This window comes from Streptomyces sp. UH6, assembly GCF_013421635.1.
Lineage (GTDB): Bacteria > Actinomycetota > Actinomycetes > Streptomycetales > Streptomycetaceae > Streptomyces > Streptomyces abyssomicinicus.
Genome location: NZ_JACADT010001240.1, coordinates 1 through 1,412 on the forward strand (window position 1 = coordinate 1; position 1,412 = coordinate 1,412).

Annotated in this window: 1 protein-coding gene; it reads left to right on the forward strand. The window is 75.8% G+C overall.

Going from position 1 to position 1,412, the window contains the following annotated elements:
* On the forward strand, window positions 1-1,412 hold a 1,412-nt coding region (locus HW445_RS30920; RefSeq protein ID WP_180224093.1), incomplete at both ends, for a serine protease.

Here is a 1,412-nt window from a genome sequence, read left to right on the forward strand (position 1 = left end):
GTTCGCCGCCCCCGGACGCGTCCTGACCTGTGCGCACGTGCTGGACGGGGCCGAGGAGGGCGAGGGGGTGACGGTGGTGTACGAGCCCGGTGAACCCGGTGGCGGCGGCCGGTCCCTCGCCGTGCGCGCCGTCGTCGAGGCGGTGCTCGGCGGTCCCGACGAGCACGGCAACCACCACCCGCCCGACCTCGCCGTGCTCCGGCTGCGCGAGGCGGGCCCGCACCCCTGCGCGCTGCTGTCGCACCGGCCCGCCCGCACCGACAGCGACGCCGAGGTGCGCTACTGCGGCTGGGTGCCCCGCGGCGACGACGACGCCGTGCGCATCGGAGCCGGTGCGCGCGTCGGCGGAACCCACGACCACGGCGCCGAGCGGCAGTTGATCCGGTTCGTCGGCGAGACGCCGCGCGAGGGCGTCTCCGGCGGCCCGGTGCTGGATCTCGAACGGGGCGAGGTGGTCGGCCTGGTGAAGGGCAAGAACATGGCCCCACCCGACCCCTACTACCGCAACGCCCCTCCGGAGAGCGGCGGTTACTTCGTCGACCTGGCCAAGCTGAGCCTGCTCCCCAGGGCCCGCGGACTGCACCACGAACTGCTCACCGCCCACGACCGGCACCACGGGGACGCGATGTCCCTCGCCCCGCCCGCCGGCACCTGGACCGACGGGCAGAACCTGCTGCCCGCCACCGCGGCGGCCCGGGGTACCGACCTGCGCCCCTCCGAACTGACCCGCCTGCTCGCCTGGTTGGGGGCCCTGCCGCCGCCGGCGGACCCGATGGCGCTGCGGCACACGATCCGCGGCCTGGTGCGCGGCCCCGGCATGGTGGCCCGCCCGTACCTGTGGCGCGACGGGATAGGGCTGCTGCGCGGAGCCCGAGCGGACCGCTCCGGCCAGCTGGAGCTGTACCTGGAGTACGTCACCTGGGCGCTGGAGACCTGCGGGCCACCCCGCGACCCGCTGGAGAAGAGGGGCCGGGACGAACTCTGCGACTGGGTGGAGGAACTCGGCGTGGACCTCGACGTCCTCGTCCGCGGGGAACTGATCAACCGGATCGGACGGGTGCGCCTGCTCCAGTCGGCCCCGCCCGCCGACACGCCCGGCGAGCCGCCACCGGCGGCGCGGACGGTGACCCTCCAGGTGTGGCAGGACGGCTGGAACCCGCAGGTGTGCGACTGGCTGATACAGATCACCGACGCGGGCCCCGACGCCGGACCGGAGACCGTCACCGACGACCACACCGCCACCCCGGTCGGCCTGCTCCCCCAACACGCGGCCGCCGAACTCACCGCGGCCTTCCACGACGCCGACCTCGACGGCGCCCCCGCCCTGTTCCGCCTGCTGGTCCCGCACGGCCTGCTCGGACTGCGGCCGGAGGACTGGCCGCTGGGCCCCGGCGGGCGCCCGCTCGGCGCGG